Source organism: Acidobacterium capsulatum ATCC 51196 (assembly GCF_000022565.1).
GTDB classification, from domain to species: Bacteria; Acidobacteriota; Terriglobia; order Terriglobales; family Acidobacteriaceae; genus Acidobacterium; species Acidobacterium capsulatum.
The window spans coordinates 1647410-1672592 of the sequence record NC_012483.1 but is presented as its reverse complement, the minus strand read 5'-3'; the positions used below and the strand labels follow the sequence as shown (position 1 = coordinate 1672592).

The 25183-nt window shown below is 62.0% G+C and carries 12 protein-coding genes; 9 read left to right on the top strand and 3 right to left on the bottom strand.

The window, feature by feature from the left end; all coding sequences use genetic code 11:
- The first annotated feature begins 335 nt into the window (after positions 1-335).
- On the top strand, positions 336-3770 hold the full coding sequence (locus ACP_RS06685; RefSeq protein WP_420794753.1) for a TonB-dependent receptor: 3435 nt from the start codon (positions 336-338) through the stop codon (positions 3768-3770).
- Positions 3771-4040: 270 nt separating this feature from the next.
- Here ACP_RS06685 and ACP_RS06680 read toward each other — a convergent pair whose 3' ends face one another.
- Entirely contained in the window at positions 4041-6842 is a 2802-nt protein-coding gene (locus ACP_RS06680; protein WP_041839371.1) for an ABC transporter permease, read from the bottom strand.
- Positions 6839-7186 (bottom strand): PadR family transcriptional regulator, encoded by a 348-nt coding sequence (locus ACP_RS06675; RefSeq protein WP_015896529.1) that lies wholly within the window; start codon positions 7184-7186, stop codon positions 6839-6841. The genes ACP_RS06680 and ACP_RS06675 overlap by 4 nt, the downstream gene beginning before the upstream one ends.
- A 179-nt stretch (positions 7187-7365) precedes the next feature.
- Here ACP_RS06675 and ACP_RS06670 point away from each other — a divergent pair, with 179 nt between their 5' ends.
- The 7 genes from ACP_RS06670 to dnaB all read left to right on the top strand — a co-directional run bounded on the left by ACP_RS06670 (position 7366) and on the right by dnaB (position 22211).
- Entirely contained in the window at positions 7366-7857 is a 492-nt protein-coding gene (locus ACP_RS06670; protein WP_015896528.1) for a hypothetical protein, read from the top strand.
- A gap of 723 nt (positions 7858-8580) precedes the next feature.
- Entirely contained in the window at positions 8581-13806 is a 5226-nt protein-coding gene (locus ACP_RS17285; protein ID WP_169305939.1) for a beta strand repeat-containing protein, read from the top strand.
- Positions 13807-13868: 62 nt separating this feature from the next.
- Positions 13869-15203, top strand: coding sequence for an outer membrane beta-barrel protein (locus ACP_RS17280; RefSeq protein WP_052294719.1), 1335 nt, complete (start codon positions 13869-13871; stop codon positions 15201-15203).
- 175 nt (positions 15204-15378) lie between these two features.
- Positions 15379-16311 carry a homocysteine S-methyltransferase gene (mmuM, locus tag ACP_RS06655; RefSeq protein WP_015896525.1) on the top strand — a complete coding sequence of 311 codons (933 nt, stop codon included), beginning with the start codon at positions 15379-15381 and terminating at the stop codon, positions 16309-16311.
- Between the two features lie 12 nt (positions 16312-16323).
- Positions 16324-18708, top strand: coding sequence for a phosphoribosylformylglycinamidine synthase subunit PurL (purL, locus tag ACP_RS06650; RefSeq protein ID WP_148215069.1), 2385 nt, complete (start codon positions 16324-16326; stop codon positions 18706-18708).
- The gene (gene purF, locus ACP_RS06645; protein WP_015896523.1) at positions 18705-20276 is read left to right on the top strand and encodes an amidophosphoribosyltransferase; all 1572 of its coding nucleotides are present in this window, start codon (positions 18705-18707) and stop codon (positions 20274-20276) included. The genes purL and purF overlap by 4 nt, the downstream gene beginning before the upstream one ends.
- A gap of 531 nt (positions 20277-20807) precedes the next feature.
- Positions 20808-22211, top strand: a complete 1404-nt coding sequence (gene dnaB, locus ACP_RS06640) for a replicative DNA helicase (protein ID WP_015896522.1) — start codon at positions 20808-20810, stop codon at positions 22209-22211.
- A gap of 274 nt (positions 22212-22485) precedes the next feature.
- Here dnaB and ACP_RS06635 read toward each other — a convergent pair whose 3' ends face one another.
- Positions 22486-23418, bottom strand: a complete 933-nt coding sequence (locus ACP_RS06635; protein ID WP_012680514.1) for an IS481-like element ISAcp2 family transposase — start codon at positions 23416-23418, stop codon at positions 22486-22488.
- Between the two features lie 390 nt (positions 23419-23808).
- Between ACP_RS06635 and ACP_RS06630 the strand changes: the two genes are divergently transcribed.
- Positions 23809-25182: an FAD-dependent oxidoreductase gene (locus tag ACP_RS06630; RefSeq protein WP_041839370.1), complete on the top strand. Its 1374-nt coding sequence runs from the start codon at positions 23809-23811 to the stop codon at positions 25180-25182.
- Position 25183 lies beyond the last annotated feature (1 nt).

Below are 25183 nucleotides of genomic sequence, written 5' to 3'. Positions count from 1 at the left end.
CAGGCACTTCTCTCCTGTCCATTCCCGCAAGGCGGCCAATAGATAAGCAGAAGCTGCAGGCCACCTCCCAGGCTCCGGCCTGCATCTTACGCAGCGATGCCGCGATCAGAAGCATCCTCCGGAGGACCGGGGTCCCAATACGAACAAAATTTCCCAAAAGGGTTGACAGTTAAGATCACCGGGCATTAACTTGTCACTTCGTGGTAGCGTTATCATTTCGTTCAGTTCATATAAGTCCAAAAGCCATACCTCTTACCCAGAACTGATTTTCTTCTTGCCGCACTAAATTCAGGAGACGCAACATGAGGCTTGCCCCCCCAAGCATTCTTCGCTCCGTGCGTTGTTTGAGCAGTACTCTGTTCGCAATCGCACTCTTCACCCTCGTAGCTGCATGTCTGCTTGCATGCCCGGCGCAGGGTCAAACAACCAGTTCTTCCATCTCCGGCAACGTGACCGATCCCACCGGCGCAGTCGTGCCGGGCGCCACCGTCACTATCCGCAGCGATGCCACCGGAGCGGCCACCACGGCCACCACCAACTCGCACGGCTCTTACACCATCACCAATCTGCAGCCCGGCAGCTACACCGTGAGCGCGCGCGCCAAAGGCTTTCAGACGCAGGTGGAGAAGGGCACGCAGCTTGACCCCAATATCGGCCGCCAGTTGAACTTCGTGCTCAAGCTCGGCAGTTCCAGCACCACGGTGACGGTCAATGCCAACTCCAATGCGCTGCAAACCGAGTCAGCCACCGTCGGCCAGTTGGTCACCGGCAAAGAAGTGCATTCCATTCAATTGAATGGACGCAACCCAATCTATCTTTCGCAGCTTGAGCCCGGCGTCACGCGCAATGCGCCCATGACTTCATTTAACTTCGCGCCTGATTTTGGCGGTCCCACCATCAATGGCGCGCGCAATGACTCCATTCTGGTCACGCTCGACGGCGCTCCCATGATCCGCACTCGCGCCAACGGAACCACCACCGGCGTCGCGGATGTGGACAGTCTGGCCAGCGTGCAGATTCTCTCCACCACCTATCCGGCGCAGTATGGCGAAACCGACGGTGGCATCATCGTCCAGGTGCCGCGCTCGGGCACGCAGCAGTTTCACGGCAGTGCCTTTGAATATCTCCGCAATTCCTTCTTTGACGCCAACACCTGGGTGCGCAATAGCTCTGACCAGCCCGCTCTGGCCGATCATCCGCAGGCCTTCCGCTACAACCAGTTTGGCTGGAATCTGAGTGGCCCCGTCTACATCCCGCATCTCTTCAACACCTCGCGCAGCAAGCTCTTCTTTCTCGCCGGCCAGGAGTTTCTCCGCTACCGTCTCAATGCCACTGCTACCGGCACCGTGCCCACCGCGCTGATGCGGCAGGGCAACTTCAGCCAGTTGCTCGGCTCCAATATCTTCTACTCAAAGCCTGTGCAGATTGTGAATCCCACTACGGGCGTCCCTTATCCGGACAACGTCATCACATCAGGGCTAAGTTCCAACGGTCTCGCACTGCTCAATGCCTATCCGGCTCCCAATGAAACAGGCGCAAGCTATAACTGGGCAGCTTCCGCACCTTATCCGCAGAACCAGCGCAAAGATACCTTGGTGATTGACTATCATCCCACCAACAACCAGCAACTGCGCTTCTCGCTGCTCAACTTCAATTTCAATCAGGAAAGCCCCTTCTCGGGTAACTTCAATCGCACGCCGCAGATATGGAAGTGGCCCGACCAGGTTGCTGTGCTTCATGACGTCTGGACCATCAATCCCACCACCGTCAATGACGCCACGGTTTCGGCCTCAGCTGATCACGTTACCATCAACTACGATCTGTCCAGCGGCCTCTATGACCGCACGCGGTACGGCATCAATTACCCGTACCTGTTCCCGGCATCTCAGAAGCTGCTGACCAACAAGATTCCCACCATTGAGATCGCAAACTTCACCACGCTCGATGGCGGCCCTTATCCCTCGCACTCCGGCGGTATCATCTATACGGTCGCCGACCACCTCACCAAGATCATCGGCAATCACACTCTTGTCTTCGGCGGCATGTGGGAGTACTCCGGTGAGAATGACAATGACCAGATCAGCGTCAGCAGCACCACCCCCGGCGCAACCAACAACCAGAATGGTCAATTCATCTTCACCGACACGCGCGACGGCTACGCCACCTCCGGAGCCGCCGTGGCCAACACCGCCCTCGGCATCTTCGACACCTACGGCGAAATCGGCCAGAAGTCTTACACGCTCTTCCGCTCCAACATGGGCGCTGTTTTTGCGCAGGACGACTGGCACGTCACTCCCCGTCTGCTGCTCGAATACGGCGTGCGCTACACCATGATCCAGCCCTACTGGGCCAAGTGGCGCAATCAGTCCATGTTCAACGCCAGCATCTACAATCCTGCCGACGCGCCAAAGGTCGATCCCACCACCGGCCAGACCTCTGGCGGCGATCCTTACGACGGCGTCGTCATTCCCGGCAGCGGCTTCCCATCTTCGGCCCGCGGCCACGTGCCGTCCTCTGTGCTTGACAACTACACGCGTCTCTTCCACGGATTCAACAAATCCTATTCACCCATCGTCTGGTCTGACATTCAGCCCCGCTTCGGACTCACCTATCAGGTCGGGCCCAACACGGTGGTGCGCCTTGGCGCGGGCCGCTTCGTGCAGCGTCTCGGCGTTAGCGACGTGATTCAGACCGGCGGCAATCCGCCCTTCCAGGCCAGCGAAACCATTACCGCCGGCAATGTCGACAACCCTGGCGGCTCAAGCGCCAACTCTTACCCGCTGGCACTCTCCTCGCAGGCCTACCACTTTCCCAATCCCAGCGCCTGGGCCTGGAGCGCCAGCGTCGAGCAGCACATTCCCAAGTTCGCTAACCTCACCATTTCTTATGTAGGCCGCCGAGGCCTGCATCTGCAGCAGTTGGAAGACATCAATCAGCTTCGTCCCGGAACCATCCAGGCCAATCCCGGCGTCAAGGCCGATGCGCTGCGTCCTTATCAGGGATTCTCCACTATCATTCAGGCCACCAACGCGGGCAGTTCCATCTACAACGGCATGCAGGTGGGTCTCAAGCGCCGCCTCATGCATAACTTCATGTTCGGCGTCGCCTACACATGGTCCAAGCTCATGGACTACGGCTCCAGCCGTGGCTACGAGCTGCCGAACTACTACAACCCAAAGCCCGACTACGGCCCGGCGGACTTTGATATCCGCGATGTTCTCGTCGTCGATTACGTCTGGAACATTCCCTACGGCAATCACCTCAAGAACTACGTGGCCCGCAGTGTTCTCGCCAACTGGCAGCTCTCCGGCGTCACGCAGGCGCAGACCGGCGAGCCATTCTCCGTCGGTACCGGAGATGACTACGCTGGCGTCGGCCCCGGTGCTGGTGAGCAACTCTGGGATATCAACCGCATCCCTGCCGTTCACAAGCAATTTGCCGGCAGCACCGGTCACGCCTACTGGTTTGACCCATCCGTCTTCCACGCTCCCGCGGCGGGCACTCTCGCGCCGCAGGGCACGCGCAACGCTCTCTATGGTCCGGGCTTCCAGAGCTGGAACATCGCCATGCAGAAGTCCTTCCACGTGGTGCCGCGCTTCCAGAGTCAGCAGTTGACCTTCCGCGCCGAAGCGTTCAACTTCACCAATCACCCCAATCTCGATACGCCAGACACCAACCCCACCAGCGGAACGTTTGGAGAGGTCACCACCAAGGGCCAGACCTACTCTTCCAATCGCGAGTTGCAGTTCAGTCTGCGTTATCAATTCTGAGCCGCTGCATGTCACGGCTCCCATGGCGGCGGCAGCATTCTGCCGCTGCCATGCGAACGAGGCCTCCTTGGTACGGACATCGAAGCCCTCCCCCGGTTCCTGCGATGTTCGTTGCAAGACGTAACGGGCTGACACCCAGTCAGCCCGTCTTTTTTGCGAATGATCCGCAGTGGCGGCTGAAGTCATCCAACGCAAATCAAGTAACAGTCATTAGTCACAATAAGCCACCCGTGCGTAGCAACCGTAACAGAAATAGTTACAAGACGCCTTCTACTCATATCGCAGTGCCACCATCGGGTCCACCTCCGTCGCGCGCCGCGCCGGCAGATAGCACGCCATCGCTGAAACCAGCGTCAGCAGGCCAATGACCGTGGCCATCGTCACAGTATCGCCTGCCCGCACGCCATACAGCACGCTCTTGAGCGACTGCATCACGCCCAGGGAGACCGCCGTGCCTGCTGCGGCGCCCAGCGCAGCCAGCACCATGCCCTCCCGCAGCACAAGCCGCAGCACCTCGCTCCTTGGCGAGCCTAGCGCCATGCGAATCCCGATCTCGCGCGTGCGCCGCGTCACCTCATGGCTCAGTAGTCCGTAGAGTCCCATGCAGGCAAGCCCCAGCGCCAGCACGCCAAAGAAGCCAGAGAGTCGCGCCATCAGCCGTTCCTGTGCCAGCAATCCGTCCACCACCTCCGTCTGCGTTTGCACGCCGCTCATGAGGGGCAGATTGCTATCCACCTGCTGCGCCGCATGCCGCACAGCAGGCACCAGCCCGTGCGGGTCCATCGCCGTGCGTACCTCAAAAAATGCGCCGCTGCTCATTAGCGGGAGAAACACGATCGGCTCCACTCCATGACGCAGCGTGTCATAGCGCGTGTCGGCCACCACGCCCACAATCTGCCACTCCCTTGAGGGAGCCTTTGCCGTGTATCCATCGTGAGAGTGATCGCTCGTCCCCTCAGTGATGCGCTTGCCCAGCGCCTGTCCCGGCGCAAAAAACTCACGCGCAAAGCTTTCATTCACTACCACCGGCAGCGGAGCCGGTGTGACCTTCCCTGGTTGCTTCTTCCTCGTGGTTGCATCCTTGAGCGTGCGCTCAAAGTCGGCAGCGTCAAATGTATGTCCGGCTCTCAATGCGATATGCATCGTGCGAAAGAACTCCGGCCCTGTCGCCAGCACCTTGAGCGTCACAGTCTGATGAGGATGACCCTCCACTTCCATCGACTCTGACCAGCTGCCATCGCCCAGAAGCTCATCCGACGAATAGCTCACCCCCGTCACGCCGGGCAAAGCCGCAAGCCGCTGCTGCAGACTCTCGTACACCCGCGCAATCTTGTCCGGCGCATATCCCTCCAGACCCGGATTCACCTCAAACACCAGCAGATTCTGCAAATCAAAACCCGGATGGATATCGCGCAGATTCACCAGCGTGCGCACCAGTAGCCCCGCGCCCGTCAGCACCACCACAGACAACGCCATCTGCGCCACCACCAGCGCATTGCCCAGCGAAAGCATGTGCCGCCGCCCACCCTGCGCCGGCCGCAAACCCGCATTCTGCTTGAGCGCCGGTGTCAGGTCCACCTGCGTGCTGCGCAGCGCCGGAGCCAGCCCAAACACGATGCCTGTCAGCAGGCATGCGCCAGCGGCAAACAGCAGCACCCGCCCATCCGGAGCCACCGCAAAAGGGAAGGGAATCACTGCCGTAATCGCATGAATGCCCCAGTACGCCACGCCCGCGCCCAGCAGGCCGCCGGCCGTTGAAAGCAGTACGCTCTCGGTTAGCAGTTGCCGCAGCAGTCGCGCGCGCCGTGCTCCGAGCGCCAGCCGCACGGCCATCTCCCGCTGCCGTCCGCTCGCGCGTGCCAGCAGCAGACCCGCCACGTTGGCGCACGCAATCAGCAGCAGCAGTGCTACCGCGCTCATCAGAATCGTCAGCAGCGTCGCCAGTCGATCCCGCTGCTCATTCAGCACGTCCCGCGCCGGCAGCACCCGCAGCGAAGGATCATTCGCCGCTCTCCACATCGGATGGCCCGCATGCAGCACCGCATTGCGAAAGATCGCGTTCGATGCACTCTGCGCCTGCGCTATGCTCACGCCCGGCTGCAGCCGTCCCAGCAGCAGCAGCCACCAGTTCTGCATCGTGCGGCTGCCCGCGCCCCAGTCAATCTCCATCCGGGGCATCATCGCAATGCTGATCCACAGGTCCTGCGTCTTGCCCGGCGTCAAATGCGTAAAGCGCTTTGACGCCACGCCCACAATCGTGAAGGGTACATGGTTCAGTTGAATCGTCTTGCCAATTACGGATCGTTGGCCGCCAAACTTCCGCTGCCAGTAGCCGTAACTCAACACCGCCACCGCGTGGGCATCGGCCGTATCATCCACCTGCCCCAGCAACCGCCCCGCCGCCGCGCCAACGCCCAGCACTGAAAAGTAATTGCCCGAGGCAAACTCCACGCTCGCCACCTTGGCCGGTCCCTGCCCATCCATGTTCATATCTGCCGGGCCCGCCGTGGCCGTCAGCGAAGCCCACATATCCTTCTGCTTCTGCAACTGCTCCAAAACCGGCACGGGAAATGAACATCCTACATACGCCCCCCGCGAAGTATCGCAGTCTCCAAATCCGCTGTACTGGTCTACGTGAATCCTGCTGCGCGCATGCCACTCCAGCGCCATCAGGCTCCCCGGATCTTTCACCGGCAGCGAGCGCAGCATCGCCGCATCCACCAGGCTGAAGATCGCCGTATTCGCCCCAATGCCCAGCGCCAGTGTCAGCACAGCAACCACGGTGAAACCCGGCGACTTCCGCAGCATCCGCAGCCCAAACCGGATATCCTGCATCAGCCACTCCAGTCCCAGCCAGCGGCGTTCGGCTTCGTAGTTTTCCCGCGCGCTCTCTGCCCCGCCAAACTTCAGCCGCGCTCGCCGCCGCGCTTCTTCCGCGGAGTGTCCTGCCCGCATCATCTCTTCGCTCAGCAGCGCAAGATGCGTCTCCATCTCCTCATGCATGCGCTCTCTCTGTTCCCGCCGCACCAGGCTATTGCGCAGCCTTGTCAGCAACCGCCGCAGACGCTTCATGCCAGGTCCTCCGCGCGCGCATTCAAAAACCGGCCCACAATCTCCGCCGTCTGCTGCCAGCCCAGCGTCTCTTCCTGCAACAGGCGATGTCCCGCGCGCGTCAGCTTATAAAATCGCGCCCGCCGATTGTTCTCTGACGCGCCCCACTCCGATGCAATCGCACCCTCCTGCTCCAATCGCAGCAGCACCGGATACAGCGTGCCATGATTCACCGCCAGCACTTCGCCGCTGATCTGCTCAATCCGCCGCGCAATTCCATATCCATGCTGCTCGCCCAGCACCTGCAGCGTCTTCAGCACCATCAGCGCCAGCGTGCCCTGCGGCACATCGCTCTTTTTCTGCATTGGGCCCTCCATATTGGTTTCCCACAGAAAGCATGCCCGATCCCCTATGGGAATGCAATAGGGAGAATCTTTAAGCGTCCGATTGCCTGAGCAGGCGAATTTCCACTTATCAATGGAAGCAGGGAAAAGAAGGACAGCAATAGCTATTAGCTGTTAGCTGTGATCAGGAGAGGTGGGAGGTGGAGTCGGCGCTGCAACTTCGCGGAAGCGCCTATGGCTTGCAGAGAGGGCGCGCCGTCACCGTCCCCGGCGCGCGCAATACAGCTTTGTCCCTGCTACTTGTTGAAACTCGGCATGGTACGCGGCACCACCGAAAGGTCGCGTGCAAGATCCCGCTTCGGTGGATTCTGCTGTTGTTGCTGCACCCACAGATCGTGCTCCATACGGCTGATTTTCTCGGCCACAGCGAGGCTGATGAAGTGATTCAGAGATATTCCTTCACGATGCGCGAGATCGTTGGCCTGGGTTCTGAGGGAAGAGGCAAGACGAAGAGGGAAGCACTGGCGGCGTTTATATTCCTGTGGCATTGCAACAAGTCCTTTTTACTTTCTTTGTTTTCGTGTCGATTCGCAGTTCTGGAAATGGCCCGAAAGGAAAATTGTGCAGGACTAATGATCTTGCATTGCTCTTATCTGTTGTCGATGTGCATGGGGGATATGCGTCCTTTCTGATAGAAAAATCCATGTGATATCACATGAGATATCACATAGCTACTTCCTTCATTTCTGTTATACCCGTCGCCATGCCGCATGGCGATTATTTTTTTGGTGCAGTCAACATTTGGTTGCTCGCGTTAAGTATGAAATTTGACTGCTTCCTTGCGCGACCTACATATACGACGTTCAACTGCCAATTGGATTGGTTTTACCCGAAAATATTTCTATCCCCAGCAGAATCAATGGCCTGCCTCCTGCTCTATCCGCCCGCGCGCTTTTCCGCTGCCCGTATTTCGTCCGGGTCGTGAACAAAGTGATATCCCATTTCCTCCGCGCGCTCTCTCTGTCCGATCTTTGGAATACGAAAATCACCGCTGGATATCTCGCGTGATATCACTCTGTGCCTTTTTGTCACCTGCAGGGTTGATATATCTAGCTTCCGACTTACTATGAACTCGCTGATGTAACCGGCGCGAGTTACCCGTGATGTCATTCTGGCGGGAAAAGGAAGCACTTAATCGTGTCGCTTCCTGCTCGCTTCCCGGTAATCCGCGTGCGCAATTGATTTGCCTGCGACGGTACACAGCATTTGCAGCCGCAGGCGTGGCTGCACTTGTGAATTTCAAAGGAGCCGTGATGTTGAGGACGCCAGATTTTTCTCAGATCCAATGCAATCTACAAAAGGCAATTCGTGGCCACGTGAGTGGTGCATGCCGCTCGACCAGAAAACCCTGGAGCATGGCACTCGCCGCGTTCGCAGCGCTCACATTCACGCTGGTGGTTAGCCTTTCCGGCTGCGGCTCCGGTGGATTCGCGGGCAGTGGCATCGTCAGCCTCTCCAATTCCGCAATTGCGCTGGATGCCGGACAGGCACTCACCGTCACCGCATCTGTGAAAGACGCCGCTCATCTCTCCTGGAGCCTGGCGCAGACCAGTTGCGGAGCGCAAGGCTGCGGCGCGCTCTCCGATGCCACCGGCTCATCGGTTCTCTACACGGCTCCCGCCGGCGTCAGCACATCGATCAAAACTACTCTCACTGCCTCGGTTCCCAACACCAAAGACACCCAGTCAGCAGGTGTCACCGTCAATCCTGATCCCACTATTCAAGGCAAACTCGGCAGCGGTGTTGTGGGCACCGCATATTCGGCCACGCTAAGCGTGCAAGGGGGCACCGCGCCCGCGAAGATGAGCCTCGCCAGCGGCAATCTTCCTGATGGACTCAGCTTCGATGCCTCGAGCGGCGTCATCTCGGGTACGCCCACCAAAGCAGGCACTTTCAGCTTTGTGATTCAGGCCATCGATTCCAGCAATGTGCCGTACACCGTCACTCAAAGCGAAACCATCAGCGTCACCGCGTCGGCGAGCACGCTCATGGTCACCGGCGGACCGCAGCCTGCGGGCGTTGTAGGAACTCCGTACACCGACACGCTGCAGGCCGCCGGGGGGCAGACACCTTACACCTGGAGCATCACAGCGGGCACTCTGCCTGCGGGCCTCACGCTTGATGCCACAACCGGTGTCATCTCCGGTACTCCCACAGCAGCCGGAACCTCCACCTTCACCGTGCAGGTCACAGACGCTTCCGGCGCTACGGCCACCGCGCAGGCATCCATCGCTATCACTGTGGCGGCTCCGGCGCTGATGCTCACTACCACTTCACTGCCCAACGGCACCGTAGGCGTGGCTTACTCGGCGGCCATCGGCGTCACCGGCGGAACCTCGCCTTACTCCTGCGCTATCACCTCGGGCACTCTGCCTGCGGGCCTCACGCTCTCCGGCTGCACGGTGAGTGGAACTCCCACCACCGCCGGCGCTTCCACCGTTCAGGTCAAGGTGACTGATTCCAGCAGTCCCGCCATGACCACCAGCGGACCTGAAACCATCACCATCGCTCCGGCCAATCTCGTGCTGACCACCAGTGCATTGCCCAACGGCACCGTAGGCGTGGCTTACTCGGCGGCCATCGGCGTCTCCGGCGGAACCTCGCCTTACTCCTGCGCCATCACCTCGGGTACTTTGCCTGCGGGCCTCACGCTCTCTGGCTGCACGGTGAGCGGAACTCCCACCACCGCCGGCGCCTCCACCGTCACGGTGAAGGTCAATGACTCCAGCAGTCCGGCCATGACCACCAGTGGACCGGAAACCATCACCATCGCTCCGGCCAATCTGGCCCTAACGACGGGCACGCTGCCCAATGGCACGGTCGGTGTGGCTTACTCGGCGGCCATCGGCGTCACCGGCGGAACCTCGCCTTACTCCTGCGCCATCACCTCGGGCACGCTGCCTGCGGGCCTCGCGCTCTCCGGTTGCACGGTGAGCGGAACTCCCACCACCGCCGGCGCTTCCACCGTTCAGGTCAAGGTCATGGATTCGGGTAATCCGAAACAAACGGCAAACGGGCCCGAGAGCATCACCATCGCTCCGGCGGCGCTGACACTCAGCACCACCTCGCTGCCAAATGGCACCGTCAATGTGCCTTATTCGGCGACCATCGGCGTCACTGGCGGAACCTCGCCTTACGCTTGCTCCATCATTTCGGGTACGCTGCCGGCGGGCCTCACGCTCTCCGGCTGCACGGTGAGCGGAACGCCCACCACCGCTGGCACCTCCACCATTACGGTGAAGGTCAATGACTCCAGCAAACCGCAGCAAAGCACCAGCGGACCGCAAACCATCACCATCGGTGCGGCGGCACTCTCGCTCACAACCGCCTCGTTGCCCAACGGCACGGTCAATGTGCCTTACACAGCGACCATCGGCGTCACTGGCGGCACCTCGCCCTACGCCTGCTCCATCACCTCGGGCACACTGCCTGCGGGCCTCACGCTCTCCGGTTGCACGGTGACCGGAACTCCCACCACCGCTGGCACCGCGAACCTGACCGTGAAGGTTACCGACGCAAGCAGTCCGCAAAAGACCACGAGCGGGCCCGAAGCCATCACCATCGCTCCGGCTTCGTTGAGTCTCAGCACCAGCGCACTGCCCAACGGCACGGTCAATGTGCCTTACTCGGCGACCATCGGCGTCACGGGCGGAACCTCGCCTTACTCCTGCGCCATCACCTCCGGCACGCTGCCCGCGGGTCTTTCGCTCTCCGGTTGCACGGTGACCGGAACTCCCACCACCGCTGGCGCCTCCACCATTACGGTGAAGGCGACTGACTCCAGCAATCCCGTCGAAAGCACCACGGGACCGCAAACCATCACCATCAGCCCAGCCAATCTGGCGCTGACCGCCTCCACCTTGCCCAACGGCACCGTCAACGTGCCTTATACGGCGACCATCGGCGTCACCGGCGGCACCTCGCCTTACTCCTGCGCCATCACCTCGGGCACGCTGCCCGCGGGCCTGTCGCTCTCCGGCTGCACCGTGAGCGGAACTCCCACCAAGGCTGGCGCATCCACCGTCACAGTGAAGGTGACCGACTCCGGCAATCCGCAGCAGACCACCAGCGGGCCTGAAACCATCACCATCGCTCCGGCCGCGCTCACGCTCACGATGAGCACGCTGCCCAACGGCACCGTCAACGTGCCCTACTCAGCCAACATTGGCGTCAGCGGAGGCACTTCACCCTACACCTGCTCCATCACTTCGGGCACGCTGCCTGCTGGCCTTGCCATCAGCGGATGCACAGTCAACGGCACGCCCACCGCAGCTGGCAGCGCAACTGTAACCGTGAAGGTGACAGATTCCGCCAGCCCGGCGCAGACCACCAGCGGGCCTGAAACCATCACCATCGCTCCGGCCACGCTGACCATCACCACCAGCAATCTTCCGGCTGGCACCGTCAACGTGCCGTACACCGGCACCATCAACGCCACCGGCGGCACCTCGCCTTATAGCTGCACCATTGTGGCCGGCGCTTTGCCTGCTGGCCTGTCGCTCTCCGGCTGCACCGTCACAGGAACGCCGACCGTCTCAGGCACCACCAACCTCACAGTTAAGGTCACTGACTCGGGCAATCCCACGCAGTCTTCCACCGGTCCGGTCACTCTCGTCATCAATCCGGCCGGCGCGCTCTCCCTCACCGGAACCCTGCCCGACGCGGTCCTCGGCCAGGCATACACCGCCACGCTCAATGCCACCGGCGGCACCACGCCCTACAGCTACAGCGTCACCTCTGGCGCGCTGCCTGCGGGCCTCACGCTCGATGCCACAACCGGCACCATCAGCGGCACGCCAACCGCTGCCGGAGCCAGCGTCTTCACCGTCACGGTGACTGACAGCTCCTCCACTGCCGAGACGGCCACCGACACCTACACCCTCAATGTGCTGTACTGCCCCACGGCCACCAGCGTGCCCGCTCTTACGGGCAGCCCGTCCGCCGCGTGCAGCAATAACTCCAAGCTGAAAGGTCCTTACGCCTACCTCTTCCAGGGGTATGACGATGCAGTGCTCGGCGTGCTGACCTACAAGACTGCATCTGTCGGCAGCATCACCGCCGATGGAACCGGCATCATCACCGCCGGCGAGCAGGACGCCAACCACCAGTCCTCCAACCCCACCGGCACCACGGTCGGCACCACGCAGTTAGTCGGCGCCTACGAGATTGGTGCGGACAACACCGGCTTCGTCACCCTCACCACCTTCAACCCCGACGGCTCGGTGGACTCAAACCGCACTTACGCTGTCTCGCTCAAGCCGCCGGTTTCTCCGGCCACCATTTACTCGCAGGGCAGCCTGATCGAGTACGACAACAATCACCTGGCAGGAACCAAGGGCAACGGCACGCTGCTCGCGCAAGACAAGACAGCCTTTGCCACCGGCATCCACGGCAGCTACGCCTTTGGATTCTCCGGTGACACGCCCTGCCTCGTCTCCTGCGCCGTAGGCCTGGCCTCTGGCCCGGTTGCTGCGGTCGGCCAGTTCACCGTCAATGCCTCGGGCACCATCACCTCCGGGTCAGAAGATGCGGATGTGGCCAGCACCAACTACCCCGATGCAACCCTCGCCGGCAGCTATCAGCCGGCAGACGCAGATGGACGAGTGGCGATGACCCTCTCCAACTCTTCCATCACTGACGGTGCTTTCCCGGTCGACTATGTCGCCTACATCGTGAACTCCAACGAGATCTTCGTGATGTCGAGCGACAAGCACTCGGCCTACGAACTGCTCGCCGGCACCGCCAAGCAGCAGACCACTCCGGCCACCTACAGCAACGCGTCTATGAACGGGCCCATCGTCGGGTATGAAAATGCCCAGGTCGATCCCGGTCTGCTCGGCGTCACGCTGCAGAATGTCCTCAACTACAACAGCGCGACCATCTTCCGCTCGGTGGCCAACGGCGCCGGCACATGCAACACCACGGATGTGGATGTTGCCGGCCTCACCGGTCTCGTCAACAGCCTTACCGGCATCGCCGGCAAGAGCACTCTCCTGCAGGCCCTGCTCGGCCAGCAGGAAACCACCGGCAGCGCATCCTGCCAGGTCACCAGCAACGGTCGCGGAGTCTTCAACTATCCCGCGCCCTCTGGCCTCATCAACACGCTGCTCGGCCTTCTCGGTCTACCCACCGGGGCGCCCGCGCCGCGCATCTTCTATCTGGTCTCGCCAGGCAATGGCTACTTCCTTGAGAGCAGCTACGCCGGGCTCGGTTACTTCGAGCAGCAGACCGGCTCGCCCTTCGGCCTGGGAACCATCAACGGAAGCTATGTGCTTCACACGCTTCCGGCTGCCAGTCTGGCCAACATCACTGCCACCGGCAACTTCACCGCTGACGGCAATGGCAACGCAACCGAAACACTGGACGAAAACGTAGGCGTAGGCACGCTCAACGTGCTGCAACTCGGCACCACCGCGAGCACCACTTACGCGCTGAATGACAGCAGCAACGATCCCACGCAAACGGGCCGTTATCTGCTCGGCGACGGCACCACCGTCATCTACGCAATCTCGCCCACCCGGTTCGTGACCGTCGACACCAGTGCGCTCAACACGGCGCCCTCGGTATCGCTGGCTTACTAGGCAGAAACGTGGTTTCACATGGGCCGAAAGGGCTCAAGAGGAGATGCAGAAAGACAATGCGAATGACCCAATGGATCCACTTCACCGCAATCTTGATGGTCTTCGGCGTAGCCGTGGCCGTGGGACAGCAGAACACCGCTGATCCCGCGGTCAACGCACCCCGCTATGATCTGGCACTTGGCTACAACTACATTGGAGCCAACGCGCCTCCGGGCAACTGCCATTGCTTCGCCATGCACGGCGGCTTCTTCTCCGCCGGCATCCATTTCAATGACTGGCTCAGCATCGAAGGCAAAGTCACCGGTGGTCATTCCAACGACATCAGCGCGCTCGGTCAGAACCTCACGCTCACCACCTTTACCGTGGGCCCCCGGTTCACCTGGCATCATGGGCGCTTCGCCCCCTACGGCGAAGCCCTCTTCGGCGCAGCCTGGGGCACTGGCTCCTACTTTCCTCGCGCTAATGGAACCAGCACAACCTCAGCCAGCAGCGTGGCTTACTCGGTGGGCGGCGGCCTTGAGTACGAGCTCACGCCACGCATGGCCGTGCTTCTGCCAGATGCTGAATTTCTTCACACGGCTCTGCCCAACGGCATCAACGGCGAGCAGAATACCCTTGAGATCGGCGCGGGCGTCGTCTTCAAATTTGGTAACCGTACTCGTTACATTCCCGCGCCGCCCATGCACATGCCCGCCAAACAGGTGGATCTGAGCTGCACCCAGAGCGCCGAGCAGGTTCCTCCCGGCGAGCCGCTCGAAATCATCGCGCAGGCCATCACCTGGCCCGGCAACGACGCCGTCGATTATGACTGGCACGCCAGCGCCGGAACCGTGCAGGGCAGCGGCTCCATGGTCTCCATCGAGACCGCTGGATTAGAGCCCGGCACCTATCACGTTTACGGCACCGCCCATCTGGCCGATGATGCAGGAGTCCACTCCGACTGCCAGGTCTCCTTCACCATCGTGCCGCCACAGAAGGCAAAGGTCATCACCCGGACCATTGTCGAGAAGCCCGCGACCAACAACCCTGCAATGCTCGATTTTGAAAAGAACATCCAGGACGCATTCTTCGACTACAACCAATACAATCTTCGCCCCGATGCCCAATCTGCTATTGCCCATGATGCGTCGTATCTTGAGTCGCATCCTGACATTCACATCACCATCGCCGGTTTTGCTGACGAACGCGGCACCGCCGAATACAACATCTGGCTCGGCCTCCAGCGTGCGCTCGCGGTTCGCCGCGCGCTCGCAAAGGATGGCATCGACATGGGCCGCATGAACGTCCTCAGCTATGGCAAAGAGAAGCAGTTCTGTTCCGATCAGACGCCGGCCTGCTTCCAGCAAAACCGCCGTGCCCACTTCATGATGGACCCGCTGCAAAAGCCGCAGCCATAACCTTCTACCTTCAGCGAACGGGCAGCTTCCAGCCGGATTGGGAAGCTGCCACTTTTTTTGCCCCGCGGCCTTGCCCACATTCTTGCCTCAGGAATCGTTCGCCTTCCTCCGCGCGTCCTATACCTATATAGGTAGGTTTTCCCCAATCTTCTTTTACCCGGGTCAATGGTTCGCGATGCAACCTCTCTACCACGACGAATTCCTCCGTATCCGCGTCCTCGACGGCGGCATGGCCACCGAGCTGGAGCGCCGCGGCTTCAACATCTCCGGCCCGCTCTGGTCGGCCCACGTGCTCGATGAATCCCCCGAAGCAATCCAGGCCGTCCATCTTGACTATCTCCGCGCCGGCTCCGACTGCATCTCGACCGTCAGCTATCAAATATCTGCCCAGGGCTATGCCGAACTGAGCCGCCCCGATCCAGCTTTCGCCACCGCCCTCCGCCGCAGCGTCGCCCTTGCCGAAGAGGCCCGCGCCCGCTACGCGCAAGAAAACTCCCGCCCCATCTGGATCGCCGCTTCCCTCGGCCCCTACGGCGCGGCCTTGCACAACGGGGCCGAGTTCCACGGCAACTACAGCATCACTTTTGACGATCTGGTCGAGTTCCACCGCGCCCGCCTCGCCGTCCTCGCCGAAACCGGAGCGGATCTGGTCGCCTTTGAGACCATCCCGTCGCTCGACGAGGCCCGCGCCATCCTCACCGCGCTCACCCATACGCCCAACGTCTCCGCATGGCTGTCCTTCACCTGCCGGGACGAAGCCCACATCGCCCACGGCGAACCCCTCGCCGCCTGCGCCCAGCTTCTTGACTCCGCCGTGCAGGTGCTGGCCCTGGGCATCAACTGCACCGCGCCTCGCCATGTCGCGCCCCTGCTCGCCGCTGCCCAGTCCCAGACCAGAAAGCCCGTCATCGCTTACCCCAACTCCGGCGAAAGCTGGAACGCCGCCACCCGAGCCTGGCAGGGCCGCACTGACCTCGCCGCCGAGGTCAAGGACTACCAAACTCTGGCAGGACAATGGTTTGCCGCCGGCGCGCAGGCCATCGGCGGCTGCTGCCGCACCACCCCCGAACACATTCGCGCCGTGGCCGCCGCCGCCGTGCGACAATAAGTTTTAACCGTCATGAAACCTGATTCTTCCGTGTCTTCCATGGCGCCACATCCCGCGGCCATTACCCCCGAGCTTCTCCAACAGCATGGCATCACGCCAGAGGAGTACCAGCGCATCCTTACCGCGCTGGGCCGAACCCCCAGCATGACCGAGCTGGGCATCTACAGCGTCATGTGGAGCGAGCACTGCTCCTACAAGTCCTCGCGCGTGCACCTCAAGCGCCTGCCCACAGAAAGCGATCGCGTCGTGCAAGGGCCGGGCGAAAACGCCGGCATCATTGACGTCGGCGACGGATGGGCCTGCGCCTTCAAGATCGAGTCTCACAATCACCCCTCCTACATCGAGCCTTACCAGGGTGCGGCCACCGGCGTCGGCGGCATTCTGCGCGACATCTTCACCATGGGCGCGCGTCCGCTCGCCGTCATGGATTCGCTCCGCTTCGGCCCCATCCACAGCGAAGAATGGGTGCCCCAGGTCCGTGTGTCCGGACCTGGGTTGGATACCGAGAGCGAGGCAGTTCTTCACAAAAATCACTCCATCCTCGAGGGCGTCGTCCACGGCATCGCCGGATACGGCAACTGCTTCGGCGTGCCCAACCTCGGCGGAGAAACCCGCTTCGAGCCCTGCTACTCCGGCAACCCGCTCGTCAACGCCTTCGCGCTCGGCCTCGTCAAGCGCGATGAAATCTTCTACGCCAAGGCCACCGGCGTCGGCAATCCGGTCATATATGTAGGCGCCAAGACGGGCCGCGACGGCATCCACGGCGCCACCATGGCCAGCGAAGAGTTCAAGGAAGGCTCCGAGCAAAAGCGCCCCAACGTCCAGGTCGGCGATCCTTTCATGGAAAAGCTGCTCCTCGAGGCCTGCATCGAGGCCATGCGCACCGGCGCGGTCGTCGGCATTCAGGACATGGGCGCTGCCGGCCTCACCTCCTCCAGTTGCGAGATGGGCGCGCGCGGCGGCGTCGGCATCGAGATGAATCTCGACGACGTGCCCCAGCGCGAAACCAACATGAACGCCTATGAGCTCATGCTCAGCGAATCCCAGGAGCGCATGCTGCTCGTCGCCGAAAAGGGCAGGGAACAGGAAGTCCTCGACGTCTTCACCAAGTGGGGACTCGATGGCGTCGTCGTCGGCGAAGTCATCGCCGAGCCGCGCATGCGCATCTGGCGCAACGGCGTGCTTGAGGCCGACATTCCCAACCAGTCCCTCACAGACGACGCGCCCCGCTACCACCGCCCCATCGGCACCTGGAAAGCACCCGTCCCCGCCGATCCGCCTCCTGCCGTGCTCGCCGCGCTTGAGGTTCGAGCCGACTACACCACCGAGCTCAAGAAGCTGCTCGCCGCCTCCAACATCTGCTCCAAGCGCTACATCTACGAGCAGTACGACTCCATGGTGCAAACCAACACCGCGCAGGGCCCCGGCGCTGAAGCCGGCGTCATGCGCATCAAGGAGTCCGGCACGCCCGGCCACGAACGCGGCCTCGCCATGGCGCTCGCCGGCAACGGTCGCTGGTGCTATCTCGATCCCAAACTCGGAGCCATGCACGCCGTCGCCGAAGCCGCCCGCAAGGTCGCCTGCACCGGAGCCACCCCCGTCGCCGCGACCAACTGCCTCAACTTCGGCAATCCTGAGAAGCCTGAAATCATGGCGCAGCTCTCCACCGCCATCGACGGCATGGCCGAGGCCTGCACCGCGCTCGGCACCCCCATCACCGGCGGCAACGTGTCCTTATATAACGAGACCCGTGGCGAAGGCATCTACCCCACGCCCGTCATCGGCGTCGTCGGCATTCTCGACGACGTAACCAAATCCGTCCCCGCGCACTTCCAGCGCGCCGGCGATCTCGTCTATCTGGTCGGCGGCAAATCTATCGCCGGAGCCATCGGCAACGCCCTGCACACCTTCGGCGCTACAGAATACGCGCGCCAGCGCTTCGCCCATCTCTGGGGCGATGTTCCCGCGCTCCACCTTGATGACGAGGCCGCCCTCCATCGCGCCCTCGCTGAACTGGCGCAGGCATCCGCCGTGCAATCCGTCAATGATGTCTCCGACGGCGGCCTTGCCGTCGCACTGGCCAAGAACTGCTTCCCCCGCCAGATCGGCGTCCGCGTTGAGGTCAGCGATCCCACCGGTACGCCCCCCGAAATGATGCTCTTCCATGAGGATGCATCGCTGGTCGTCGCCTCCGTCGCTCCTGAGAAAAAAGACGATTTCCTCCGCATCATCGCCGCGCACGCTCAGCTCTTTGCCGTGCAGCTCGGCGAGACGGTCAAGCAGCGCTTCACCATCCTTCGTAACGGCGAAACCCTGGTCCACACCACCGTCTCTGACCTCTTCACTCCATGGTCTGAATCTCTCGAATCCGCGCTCCAGAATGAGGTGCTCGCATGAGCCGCATCAAGGCCGAAGGCATCGAGTCCGAACTGGACACCCCCATGCGCCGCATCGTCTTCGAGGGCTTCGAATCAAAAATCCTTCAGACCCTTGCTTCCCGCACGAAGCGCAATGGCGGCGAAGCCGCGCCCGCCAGGACGGCCAGTCCTGAAGAAGATCCCAAACTCCGCGAACACTGCGGAGTCGCCGCCGTCTATCACCACCCCGACGCGGCCCGTCAGGTCTACCTCAGCCTCTACGCCCTCCAGCATCGCGGGCAGGAGTCAGCCGGCATCGCCAGCGCCGACGGCAACTCCATCTCCAACATCAAGGGCATGGGCCTCGTCTCTGAAATCTTCACCGACGAGGTGCTCTCCAAGCTCAAGGGCGACATGGCCATCGGCCACACCCGCTACTCCACCACCGGCGACTCCGCGCTGCTCAACGCGCAGCCCATCCGTGTGGAGTCCACCAAGGGCCTCATCGCCATCGCCCACAACGGCAACCTGGTCAACCTCGGCAATCTGCGCGTCGAGTTGGAGCGCCAGGGCGCAACCTTCCAGACCACCAGCGACTCTGAAATCATCATCCAGCTCATCGCGCATTCCACCGCCACCACGCTGGTCGATGCCATCGCCGACTCGCTCCGTCAGGTCGAGGGCGCATTTTCCATCGTCATGATGACGCGCGACCGCATCTTCGCCGCGCGTGACCGTCACGGCTTCCGCCCGCTCTCCATGGGCCGCATTCAAAATCCTGATGGTCCTGACACCATCGTCTTCGCCTCCGAAACCTGCGCCTTCGATCTGCTCCACGCGAAGTTCGAGCGCGACGTCGCCCCCGGCGAACTCGTCATGGTCACTGAGGATGGCGTCACCTCGCGCCAGTACGCCGAGCCCAATCAGTCCAGTTGCATCTTTGAGCACGTCTACTTCGCCCGCCCTGACAGCAAAATCTTCAACCGCTGGGTGCAGGATAGTCGCGAGCAGATGGGCCGCCAGCTCGCCCGTGAATCGCACGTGCCCGCCGACCTCGTCGTGCCCGTGCCCGACTCCGGCGTCACGGCCGCCATCGGTTACGCGGCTGAGAGCGGCGTACCCTTCCGCTTCGGTCTCATCCGCAATCATTACGTGGGCCGCACCTTCATTGAGCCCGAGCAAAAGGTCCGCGACTTCGGCGTGCGCCTCAAGCTCAACCCCGTGCGCAATCTGCTCGAAGGCAAGCGCATCATCCTCATTGATGACTCAATCATTCGCGGCACCACCAGCCGCAAAATCGTCCGCATGGTGCGCGGAGCCGGCGCAAAAGAGGTCCACCTCCGCATCAGTTGCCCGCCGACCATCTCGCCCTGCTTCTACGGCGTGGACACGCCCCGCAAATCCGAGCTGATCGCCGCCAACCAGTCCATTGAAGAGATCTGCAGCTTCATCGAAGCCGACTCGCTGGCCTACCTCTCGCTCGACGGACTCCAGCACGCCTGCGACGGCGGCGAGGGCAATCAATACTGCGTGGCCTGCTACACCGGCAACTATCCCACCGCCTGGGTCGATGTCGAAGACATCCTCCCCGCCACCGCCACGTTATAAGCCCACATCCATCCGGACGTAAACCCCGGCAATTCCGGGGCGTAAACCTGGACAAATCCGGGTGCCCCAGGTCCGTCCGTCCGGACCTGGGATCCCACCGTCTACCCAAACCTTTGTCATCCCACCCAGATCCCCACCCAAACCCTTGTCATCCCATCCGAACGAACTGAGTCGAGGGACCCACATCCCCATCCCGAACTCCACCCCTCACTCACGATGCGTCATTCTGAGGCCGAAGGCCGAAGAATCCCGGCGATGCTTCCATCCCAAACACCGTCCCAGGTTTCTCCCACCATGCCCACAAGCACCTTGTATCAGGGCACGGCTTTAGCCGTGCCGCTACCGCCCCCGAATGAAACAAGGGCTTTAGCCCCTGCCATAGCCGGGTGCCCAGGTCTGTCCTAACCTGGAACCCACAACCTCATCGCCGGCCCGCTTTACCCCTGCCCTTTGTCCACATTCCCACACCCCGCATCCGCCCGATTTCCCCGCACCATCCCCGCCCTCGCGGCCTAAACTAGAGCCAGCCCCATGTCCGTATCCCCTGAAGTCGATTTCGTCGGCGGCCTGCCCGCCTCGCTTGACGCCGAGCGCACCATCCTCGGCGCGGTCCTGCTCGACAACAATGCCTACAACGAGGCGGCCGAGAAGATCAGCGCCGATGACTTCGCCCAGAGCGCCCACCAGCGCATCTTCGCGCGCATGGCCGAGCTCATTGACAGCGGCCGCCCCGTCGACATCGTCACCCTGGCCGAAGAGCTGGCCCGCCGCAAAGAGATCGAAACCATCGGCGGCGTCGCCTACATCGCCTCGCTCACCGAGGGCCTGCCGCGCTCGCTCGCCATTGACGAGTACGTCCGCATCGTCAAAGACAAGTCGCTCCTGCGGCAGATCATCACCATCAGCTCCAACGCCATTACCCGCGCCGCCGACCAGTCCGAGGACGCGCTCGATGTGCTCAACGCCGCCGAAGGCGCGCTGCTCCAGGTCACCGAGCGCAGCATCTCGCAGGGCTTCGCCAGCATTCCTGAAATCGTCCGCGACTCCTTCGGCACCATCGACAATCTCTACAAAGAGGGCCGCGAAGTCACCGGCCTCGCGACGCATTTTGAAGAATTCGACAAGATGACCTCCGGCCTTCAGGACTCCGAGCTCATCATCATCGCCGCCCGCCCCTCCATGGGCAAAACCGCCTGGGCCATCAACATCGCGCAAAATGCCGCCGTCAAAGGCGGCAAGGTTGTCGCCGTCTTCTCGCTTGAAATGTCGAAGGAGTCGCTCCTTCGACGCATGCTCGCCTCCGAGGCCATGGTTGATTCGCAAAAGATCCAGAAGGGCTTCCTCCTCCGCGAAGATCAGGAAAAGCTCACCATGGCCCTCGAGCGCCTCGCCGAGTCGCGCATGTTCATAGATGACACGCCCGGCATCTCGCTCTCTGAAATGCGCGCCAAGGCCCGCCGCCTGCGCCAGCAGCAGGGCACGCTCGACCTCATCGTCATCGACTACCTGCAGCTCATGACCGGCACACCCCCCGGCGGCAGCGGAGCCAAGCGCTACGAAAACCGCACGCAAGAGGTCTCGGCCATCTCGCGCGGCCTCAAGGCGCTCGCCAAAGAACTCAAAGTCCCCGTCATCGCGCTCTCCCAGCTCTCGCGTGCCTCTGAGCAGCGCGGCGGCGACAAAAAGCCCATGCTCTCTGACCTGCGCGAATCCGGCTCCATCGAGCAGGATGCCGACGTCGTCGCCTTCATCCACCGCGAGGCCTACTACAACCGCGACGAAAACGGCCAGCCCGACCCCGAAACCGAGGGCAAGGCCGAAATCATCATCGCCAAGCAGCGCAACGGCCCCACCGGCTCCGTCCAGTTGGCCTACCTGTCCAAGTGCACCCGCTTCGACAATCTGGCCTACGGCGACGCCGGCGAATACCACTAGCTGCAAAGCCGAGGGATCTGCATCCCGCTCTCTTCATGAGTGAAGGGTACGGCCTTCAGCCCCTGCCACATCCGGGTGCCCCGGGTCCGTCTGTCCGGACCCGGGACCCACAATTCTTCCCCTAACTAAGCAAAAAACTTCCTTCAACCGATGCGTCATTCTGAGCGCAGCGAAGAATCCCGGCGATGCCTCGGTCGCCAAACACTGCCCGAGGTTTCTCCCACCATGCCCACCATCACCACGTATCAGGGCACGGTCGGGTGCCTGTAGAAGGTCAAGAGGTTGTTCCTTCTTGGGATCGGCTGCTTGGCGGTTTGTAGTTGAGGCTACCATGAGGTCTTTCGTGGTTGTAGTAGTGGATCCAGGACTGCAAGTGTTGATCTCTCTGGCTGGAGTCGGTCCAGTGTTTGGCGTAAGCCCATTCGCGCATGGCTGTCTGGATGAAGCGCTCGGCCTTGCCGTTGGTTCTGGGGGTATAGGGCCGAGTGCGGCTGTGTTTGATGGCCATCTGCTGGCAAGCCTGACGGAACTGGCGAGAGCGGTAGCTGCTGCCGTTGTCGGTCAGCAGCGCGCGGATGCCGATACCATGGCTGGCGAAAAACTCAACCGCCGCGTGCAGAAAACCGATCGTGGTTTCCGCCTTCTGATCGGCCAGCATCTGGGCGAAGACCATGCGCGAGTGATCGTCGACGGCCACATGCAGAGCCAAAAAGCCCGGGTGTTCCTTCTTGCCCCGCAGCCTGCCGTCGCCGCGCAGCGAGACCTCGCCGAAGCGCGTCATGCCTTTGATGTCCAGATGCAGCAAGTCGCCTGGAGCGGCATGCTCATAGCGAACCACCGGCGGAGGCGGGTTCAGATCGCGCCATCGGCTCAGCCGCGCGCGCCGCAAAATACGGCTCACCGAAGACACGCTCACAGCGCTGCGCCGGGCGATCTGATACCCCGGCATGTAACCCCGCCGTAGCTCAATCACACTCAGCCGCAACGCCTCCGGCAAGCGCCGCGGGCTGCGATGCGGACGCGAGCTGCGGTCCCGCAAGCCATCCGAACCCTCGGCGCGATACCGGCGCACCCATTTGCCGGCCGTCTTTGCGCTCACGTTGAAGCTGGCCGCGGCCAGCTTCAACGTGCACCCGGTACAAATAACTTTTCTCGCCAACTGCTCTCGACTGTAAGGCGTTAGACGAGCATTCTGGTGAATGTCCATTCGATCTCTCCGAAGACTCTGCTTGTTCGCCACAAACAGCTTCTCCGCGAAATTTCGAATGGACAACCTCTTGAAACATCACAGGTGCCCCATTCCGGTCCCCCATCGACAGGTCTTCGTCGATGGGGTGGATACAAGCCCGCCGTTGGCTTGTGTGGGGTAGTTCCTTCAGGTGTCGGGTGCCCCAGGTCCGTCCGTCCGGACCTGGGATCCCACCCCCTCCCCAAACCCTTGCCATCCCGCCACCAAACGAACCGAGCCAACGGCCCTGCATCCCCTCCATGTGTCCCCCATCACCGCCTCACCCCTCCGGCAGGTATATTTGGGGTGCATGCGAATTCATCGCGCCCATCACCCCCTCGCCTTCATCCGCTCCCGAGGAGTCCCCGCATGAAAACTGTCTTTGTCGTTGGAGCCGGCCCTGCCGGCATCTTTGCCGCTCGCAAAATCGCGCTCGCCGGCCATCGCGCCGTGCTCTTCAACCGCGACATCAAGCCCGGCGGTCTCGCCGAATACGGCATCTATCCGCTCAAAGACAAAATGAAGTTCGGCCTTCGCAAGCAATTCGCCCAGGCCCTGGCGCTGCCCAACGTCTCCTACTTCGGCAACATAAAAATCGGCAACGGATGCGACCTCACCCTCGCCGATCTTGACGCCATGCACCCCTCGGCCATCCTCTACACCTGCGGAGCGCAGGGCGCGCACCGCCTCGGCCTCCCCGGCGAAGACGCCAAAGGCGTTTACGCCGCCAAGGACTTCGTCTACCACTACAACCAGCTTCCGCCCTACGCCTCCGCCGACTTCTCCACCGGCCGCCGCATCGCCGTCATCGGCATCGGCAACGTGGCCATCGACATCGCCCGCTGGCTCCTGCTCGACAGCCCCTCACGCCTCGCCGAAGAGGTCATCATCCTCGCGCGCCGCGGCCCGCATGAGATCAAGTTCGACAAAAAAGAGATCGATCACGTCATCCATCACGTGGATCGCGCCGCGCTCCTCGCCGAACTCGCCCGCGTCGAGAGCCGCTGCGCCGCCGCTGGCGAAGAAGTTTCCGCCGCTGCCATCTTTGCCGAGCACTTTCCCGCGCTCAGCGCCGAGGACTTCACCTCCATTCCGCCGCGCCTCTCTTTCCGCTTTCTCTCTTCGCCCACTGCCATTCTGCCCGGCCCCGATGGCCGCATCGCGCAGCTCGAGGTCGGCGACAACGATCTCGTCCTGCGCCCCGACGGCAGCACCAAACCCGTCCCCAACGGTCAAAAGTCTCTTCTCGATGTGGATACGCTCATCTTTGCCATCGGCGACAAGCATGACGAGCAGCTCGGCCTGCCCATCGGCCCCAACGGATACGCCGTGCAGCTCAACCCCGACCATCCCGACGAGCCTGTCTTTCAGGTCTGGGACCCCGTGCTCTCGCAGCCGCTCGCCGGCCGCTTCGTCGCCGGCTGGGCTCGCCGCGCCTCTACCGGACTCGTCGGCATCGCGCGCCACGACGGCGAAGTCGGTGCGCAGGCCGCGCTCGACTACCTTGCGACGCTGCCCGAAGCAGACGCTCCCAACCCCGAATCCAGCCCCGAGTCCATCCTCTCCCTGCTCGAGTCCCGTGGCCTTCGCCCCGTCACCAAAGACGATCTCACCCTGCTCGCCGCCGCCGAACAGCAGGAAGCTGTAAAAAGAAACCTTAGCGATTACAAATTCAGCGACAACGAATCCATGTTCGCCGCCATCGAGCGCGAAAAAGCCGCCGTCACCTCTTCAGGAGACTGAT